The 552-nt window shown below is 78.8% G+C and carries 1 protein-coding gene; it reads left to right on the top strand.

Features of this window, described 5'->3' with window-relative positions:
* The first annotated feature begins 117 nt into the window (after positions 1-117).
* A complete protein-coding gene (locus tag QWZ14_RS28940; protein ID WP_290320539.1) occupies positions 118-552 on the top strand; it encodes a hypothetical protein in 435 nt (144 codons plus the stop codon).

The following is a 552-nucleotide window of genomic DNA, read 5'->3' on the forward strand; positions in this document are numbered from 1 at the left end:
CGGCGCCTTCGCCGGCCAGCAGGTCGTCACCGTCGGCGGCCAGTGAGGCCAAGGGCGCTCCGGCCCCGATCCCCCGGGGCCGGAGCAGCCCCGCCCGCCGCACCAGAGGAGAGCGCCATGATGCGTCCCATGCTTGCCGCCGCCGCCCTGCTCGGCCTCGGCGCCCTGCCCGCCACCGCGCAGGACCTCGGCGGGGTCCGGCTGCGCGGCCCGGAGGCGGTGCTGAGCCGGGTCGAGCAGGCCAGCGCCAGCGGCTGCCGGCTGTCCGCCACCAGCGTCACGGTCGGCGTCAACCGCGCCACCGCCGCCGGCGCCCGGGCCAGCCAGCAGCTCGGCACCGACGGCTCCGGCGGCTGCCGGCCACTCGTCAGCACCCAGGTCACCGCCGGGGTCAACCTGGCGCTCGGCCGCGGCTCCCAGGCGGAGCAGTCGATCGAGACCCGGGCGCCGCGCGGACTGCTGGCGACCAACACCGTCGCCCGCGGCGTCAACTACGCCGCCGGCACCCGCAGCGCCGCCACCCAGCGCATCATCGCCCAGGCGGGGCGGTGA

The organism is Paeniroseomonas aquatica (assembly GCF_030409335.1).
GTDB lineage: Bacteria > Pseudomonadota > Alphaproteobacteria > Acetobacterales > Acetobacteraceae > Belnapia > Belnapia aquatica.